Annotated in this window: 5 protein-coding genes; all 5 read left to right on the top strand. The window is 44.7% G+C overall.

Going from position 1 to position 6,099, the window contains the following annotated elements:
* Positions 1–826: hypothetical protein (locus tag ACR0QN_RS08245; protein WP_432650728.1), on the top strand; the 826-nt coding region annotated here is incomplete at its 5' end.
* 1 nt (position 827) lies between these two features.
* The gene (locus ACR0QN_RS08240) at positions 828–2,042 is read left to right on the top strand and encodes a DNA cytosine methyltransferase (RefSeq protein WP_432650727.1); all 1,215 of its coding nucleotides are present in this window, start codon (positions 828–830) and stop codon (positions 2,040–2,042) included.
* The gene (locus ACR0QN_RS08235; RefSeq protein WP_432650726.1) at positions 2,042–2,440 is read left to right on the top strand and encodes a PrgI family protein; all 399 of its coding nucleotides are present in this window, start codon (positions 2,042–2,044) and stop codon (positions 2,438–2,440) included. Before ACR0QN_RS08240 ends, ACR0QN_RS08235 begins: the two co-directional genes overlap by 1 nt.
* Positions 2,441–2,443: 3 nt before the next feature.
* The gene (locus ACR0QN_RS08230) at positions 2,444–2,998 is read left to right on the top strand and encodes a bifunctional adenosylcobinamide kinase/adenosylcobinamide-phosphate guanylyltransferase (protein WP_432650725.1); all 555 of its coding nucleotides are present in this window, start codon (positions 2,444–2,446) and stop codon (positions 2,996–2,998) included.
* A gap of 21 nt (positions 2,999–3,019) precedes the next feature.
* Positions 3,020–6,094: a VirB4-like conjugal transfer ATPase, CD1110 family gene (locus ACR0QN_RS08225; protein WP_432650724.1), complete on the top strand. Its 3,075-nt coding sequence runs from the start codon at positions 3,020–3,022 to the stop codon at positions 6,092–6,094.
* Positions 6,095–6,099 lie beyond the last annotated feature (5 nt).

The following is a 6,099-nucleotide window of genomic DNA, read 5'->3' as shown; positions in this document are numbered from 1 at the left end:
TCAGAGCTTTTTTGAAATTGCCTTTGAAGAAGCACAAAACCTTTTGCAGACGGAAGCAGACGGTTTCGCTGCCGTTTTGCAGAGTTTGGCAGGCTTTGATATTGTCAGTCAGGCAGGAGATGCAATAAGCATTTTCGAGGGAGCAGGCACAGCCCTTTTAACCCTGTTTTTCTGTATGGAAGCCTTTACATATTGTGCGTCCATAGATTTTAACGGCGGTATCGAGGGAGCTATCAGAGTGGCTATGAAGCTGGTAGTAAGTGCCTTGATAGTACAGAATGTGGACAACATTGTCGGGATAATATCCGGACTGTTCCGAAGTGAGGTGGATTTTGCATCTGCCTTCGATGGAATAGGAGCGGCGTTTGGTGATGCGATGAATCAGGGGACTCCGCTTGAGGGCGGTTTGCTTGATATAAACTATATCGTTTTAACGCTGCTCTATGTAATAATCATAATTCTTATGTTCGTTATGTTCTCACTTATCGTGGTAACGGTACTGGGTGTAGTTTTTGAAACGGCGATACTTACGGCAATTTCTCCCGTAGCACTTGCAACACTTGTGAATACACAGGCACGTTCGGCAGGAATTTCGTTCATAAAGAATTTTGCGGCCGTATCAATGCAGTGGGGAGTGCTTGCAATATGTTTCAAGGCATACACGATTATTTCCGCAAATCTGGCACTTGATTTCTCAGCAGGGCTTAACGGTGCAGGACTTCTGATGCACATTTTCAAGTACGCAACTCCCGTTTTAAGTGTTGTAATGCTTGCAATAACCGTTGCAAAGTCAAGCGATATTACAAAGCGAGCTTTGGGAGGTTAATATGCGAGTATTGAGCTTATTTGACGGAATATCTTGCGGAATGGCAGCTCTTGAACGTGCAGGGATAAGCGTAGAAAGATACGATGCTTTTGAAATTGACAAATACGCAATAAAGGTCAGCGAGAAAAATTATCCTCAGATAGTACATCACGGGGACGTTTTCAGCGGAAACTTTGCCGATTTCAAAGGATACGATCTGCTTCTGGGCGGTTCACCCTGCACCTACTGGAGCATTGCAAAAACGGGCAGGGAAACAACCCCGGACGGGATAGGCGGAAAGCTGTTTATGGAATTTGTCCGAGCCTTACGGGAAAGCGAGTGCAGATATTTTCTTTATGAAAACAACAACAGTATTCATCAGAACATAAAGGATTTCATTTCCGAAATGTTGGGAGTACAACCCATAATGATAAATTCTGCACTTGTATCGGCACAGCAGAGAAAACGCTGCTACTGGACCAATATTCCCGGTGTATGTCAGCCGGAGGACAAGGGCATTTTGCTGAAAGATATTCTTGAAAGCGGTATCTCTTGGCAGGACAAAAGCTATTGTATGACCGCAAGCTATGACGGAGCTGTTTTTTGGAACACAATGCAGAGAAGTCAGCGGAGTATGATAGCAGAGCCTGTCGGAGTAGCACAGAGAGGGCGATATGTCCAAAGCGGAAACCGAACATCAAAATGTGAGGGCGGCACCGAGCAGTTTATTGAAGCAAGAAAGGACGGGAAAAGCAACTGCCTTACTACCGTTCAGAAGGATTCAATGGTTGCAGAGCCAATTCCCTTTAATACCTTTAACGGTGAGGGAGAAAAATCCCGTACCTTTATGGCAGGCTATTACAAGTACGGCGAAGCTACCATAATCACAAACAAAGGCTTCAAGGGCGGTGCAACAGCAATAGCACAGCCAATCAGAGTTGGACAGTATGGCAGCGGAGGTCAGGGACAGCGGATATATTCCGTTCGTGGAAAATCCGTAACCCTGTCAGCAAACGGCGGAGGTCAGGGTGCAAAAACAGGCCTTTACAAAATCGACCTTCCCGACGGTGATTACATAATCCGCAAATTAACCCCTGTCGAAGCAGAGCGTTTGCAGACTCTCCCGGACAACTATACCGAGGGAATATCCAAAACACAGCGATATAAATGTATCGGAAACGGCTGGACCGTTGACGTTATTGCCCATATCCTTAACGGGCTGAAAGGGGTGATTTGATGATAAAGGCAGATATTCCGCAGGACGTTACGGAGTACAAGGAGCAGTTTTTCTTCGGACTTACCATACGTCAGTTTGTATGCGGAATTGCAATGATCGCACTGGCTATTCTCACATTCCTTATCGGAAAGAATTTTATCTCAACGGATATTTTAATGTATATCGTTATTATCGAGGTTGCTCCGCTGGCAGCGGTGGGCTTTATGAGATACAACGGTATGCCCTTTGAGAAAATCGCTTCAACGGTGTTTGAGTTTTATGTGGGAAAACAGCGTCGGGGAATGACATATCTCCCGGAGGAGGTTCAGCTCCACGATGAGGTGAGAAAAATATGGCTGCAGGGGCTTGAAAGAGAACGTGCCGCCGAGAAAAAAGCAAATAAAAAGAGGAGAAAATAACCAATGAATAACGGAAAGATGATTTTTGTAACGGGCAGTGCTATGAGCGGAAAATCAAGATTCGGAGTGTCGCAGTTCAAGGAAATGGACAGAGTACAGTATCTCTGCACCAATGAGGATATGGACGATAAGACTCTGAACCGCATATTCTTCAACGAGCGGAGCAAACATTTCCGCTGGGATATTATCCGCAATTTCAGCGTTGACAAGCACCCTGTCAAATACAAGGAGTACAAGTGCTTTGTGCTGGATAACCTTGCAGACTGGATATACAAAAAGACCATTTCGGAGTATGCCGCAAGGGTGGAATTTACTGAACAGGATATGCAGAACTTTGTCAAGGAGCTTATGCAGGCTATAACGATACTGATGAACGAGGTCACAGGAAGCGGCGGCACCATTGTTGTCATATCCGCAGAAACGGGCTTTCAGCCTGCACCCTTTGACGTGATCGACAATATCTATCGTGAAGCCCTCTGCACAGTAAATCAGCGAGTGGCGAATATGGCTGATGAAGCATATTTTTTGTTCAGCGGCCTGCAGCTCAGAGTAAAGTAAGCGAAAGGAGGATATACGGATATGGGCGAGGAAAGCGTTATGACCTCAGTTACAGAGGTTACAGAAATGACTAAACCCTCAGAGGTTACGGGTGAACAGTCACGAACATCTGCCGTAACCGATAATACGGGAAATGTTTCGGAAAGCACAGATATTTCCGCTATGGAAACCGCCGAAAACGAAAATGTTCCACTGGAACATATCGAAGAAAATGCAGAAACACAAGTCCCTGCCGATGCTGAAATGAACAACGATGACATTATTTCAAGCATTGTTGCGGAAGCAGTATCACAGTCCCTTGAAGAAGCAGGAGTAACGGAAGAAGCGGTGCAGACGGAAGAAGCTGTTGTTACGGTAACTGAATACATACCCGTAACCGAAGCCGAGGAAATTGTTTCGGAACAGCCTGCCGTAACCGAATCCGTTGTGCAGGAGATTACAGAGGTTTTGGAGAGTACGGCTATAACGGAAGCAGTTACGGAAACAGCGGTGGAAAACAGTACAAGTCAGATAAATATTGATCCGAGATTTATTGCCGTTCCTGCCGTTATTGCAGTTCTGGCTGCGGCTATGGCATTCGTGAAAAAACGGTCAAAAAAGACAGCTGTTACCGATGATGATGCTCCAATGTCTGCAAGGGACAGAGATGCCATAAGACTTTCGGCAGGCAAGCCCAAAAAGAAACAAGGCAGGAAGTCCAAAAAGAGCAGGACTGAAAAGGAAAAGAAAAATCTTTCAAAAAAGGTACTTTCCACAATTCCTTATCAGAAAGTCCTTTCCGATGATATTTTCTATCTTGGAAAAAAGATGTACTCAAAGGCTTATACCTTTGATGACATAAATTTCAACCTTGCCGATGAGGAACAGCAGTATATGTACCTTGAAAGATATATCGAATTTCTTGGTATTCTGGACGATACCGTTGACTGTCAGATTTGCTGCTGGAACAGCAGGCTGAATATGGAAGAGTTTAAGAAGGCAACTCTTATGCCGCAGAAGGCTGATGACCTTTTTGAATATCGTTATGAATTCAATTCGAGAGTGCTGGAGGAAAATATCCGCAAGGGACAGAACGCTATTCAGAAGCATATGTACATCACTCTTACCATTAAGGCCCCCGATGAGGAATCGGCTGTCAGACGTTTCAGAACGCTGGATATAACTGCTATGAATACCTTTAATCGTATCGGGAATACCGGACTTCGTGTGCTTACATCACAGGAGCGTATCGAAATGCTTCGTGACTTCTTTGTTGGTGCGGAGAATATGACAGTCCCCAAACTTACGGCGGAGGATTTTGCAAAGGGAAAGGAAAAGCTCTATTGTAGTCCCGACTATTTCGATTTCAAGAAAGATTACTTTATGTTCAATGATAAGTACGCAAAGGTTTTGTATATCCGTGAATATCCCTCAACGGCTACATCGGATATTCTTACGGGGCTTCTGGGTACGGGCATTGAAATTATGGTAACTTCCAACATCGAAACCTATGACAGCGCCGAAGCAAGAAAGTTAGTTCAGCGTCAGATTACCGCTGTTGATACGGATATGGCAAAGCGAGAGGTCAAGGCAGCACAGCACGGAAACTTCTCCTCACAGATGCCGCAGAGAATAAAAAATCAGCGTGATGCGATGGTAAGCGTATTTGACAAAATTACTGTAAAAGACCAAAAGCTCTTTATGGTGAATACGCAGATACTCATTAAGGCTGACTGCTTTGAACAGCTGAATGAATGTGTTGAGGTTATCGAAAGCACCCTCAAGCGTTCCGGCTGTATCAAGGGTGAAATGGCTTGGGAGCAGGAACACGGAATGTCGGACTGTCTGCCCTTGGGCTATCAGAGAAAATTTGATTATCTCCGCACAATGCCTTCCGAGTCCGTTGCGATATTTATGCCCTTCAATGTTCGTGAGGTACAGATGCCACACGCTACATACTATGGTATGAATGTGCTGTCACACAATCTTATCCTTTTTGACCGAGTTTTGGGACTTATAAACCCTTCGGGCTTCTATCTTGCGGCTTCCGGCGGCGGTAAGTCTTTCAAGGTCAAGACGGAAATTACAAATATCATAACAGGCGATGAAAATGCAGATGTTCTTGTTATTGACCCAGAAAGAGAATACTGGAAGCTGGCAGAAGCATTCGACGGAGAGGTTGTCCGTTTCTCCAACGGCTCTACAAACTATATCAATATGTTTGACTTTGACTTCCGTCTGCTTGACGATCCCGAAGTTGATATTATTGCCGACAAGTGTCAGCTGGTTACATCATTCATTTCTTGTATGGATTCAAAGCACCCTCTGAACGCACAGGAAAAGTCCTTTGTTGACCGCTGCGTACAGAAGGCTTATGCAAAGTCGGGAGTGCTTAAATCTCTTGACCCGAAGGATATGCCCACACTTGGAACATTCCTTGAATGTATGAAGGAAGAAACCGAAAACGTACCGCAGGAAATGAAGAATAAGCTCATTATCACCATTGATATGTATGTAAACGGCTCTGCAAAATACTTTAACAATCAGACCAACGTCAACACGAAGAACAGATTTATCGCTTATGATATTCGTGACCTCAACGGCAATCTGAAAACACAGAGTATGCTCCTTATCCTTGACTACATCTGGAACAGGCTTGCAGAGAACAAGGAAAAGGGCAGAAAGACTTACATTTTCATTGATGAAGCCCATCTGCTTTTTGCCGATGAATACTCTCTTGACTACTTGCAGATGCTTTGGAAACGTGCGAGAAAGTACGGCGGTATCCTCACAGGCATCACACAGAATGTTGACGATCTGCTGAAGGATTACAAGTCCCGTAATATGCTTGCAAACTCCGAGTTTATCGTGCTTCTCAAGCAGAATCCCACAGATGCGGCCAAGCTGCAGGACGTTCTCAATATCAATGACAGCGAGATACAGTTTGTCAATGATGTCCCGGCAGGACACGGACTGCTCATTCTGGGCGGTAAGACGAAAATACCGTTCTATGACGAATTCCCGAAGGATACGAAGCTGTACAGTCTTATGACTACAAATTTCTCCGAAACGGCGAAGATGCTCCATCAGAACGAGGACGAAAATAATACCACATAAGAAAA

The organism is Huintestinicola sp. (genome assembly GCF_050874005.1).
In the GTDB taxonomy this organism is placed as follows: domain Bacteria; phylum Bacillota; class Clostridia; order Oscillospirales; family Ruminococcaceae; genus Huintestinicola.
The sequence above is the reverse complement of the archived record's forward strand: the minus strand, read 5'-3'. Positions and strand labels throughout refer to the sequence as shown.

Excerpts from the sequence above, each read along its gene's own strand:
- ACR0QN_RS08240 (WP_432650727.1), top strand. The coding sequence starts at position 828 with ATGCGAGTATTGAGCTTATTTGACGGAATATCTTGCGGAATGGCAGCT.
- ACR0QN_RS08235 (WP_432650726.1), top strand. The coding sequence starts at position 2,042 with ATGATAAAGGCAGATATTCCGCAGGACGTTACGGAGTACAAGGAGCAG.
- ACR0QN_RS08230 (WP_432650725.1), top strand. The coding sequence starts at position 2,444 with ATGAATAACGGAAAGATGATTTTTGTAACGGGCAGTGCTATGAGCGGA.
- ACR0QN_RS08225 (WP_432650724.1), top strand. The coding sequence starts at position 3,020 with ATGGGCGAGGAAAGCGTTATGACCTCAGTTACAGAGGTTACAGAAATG.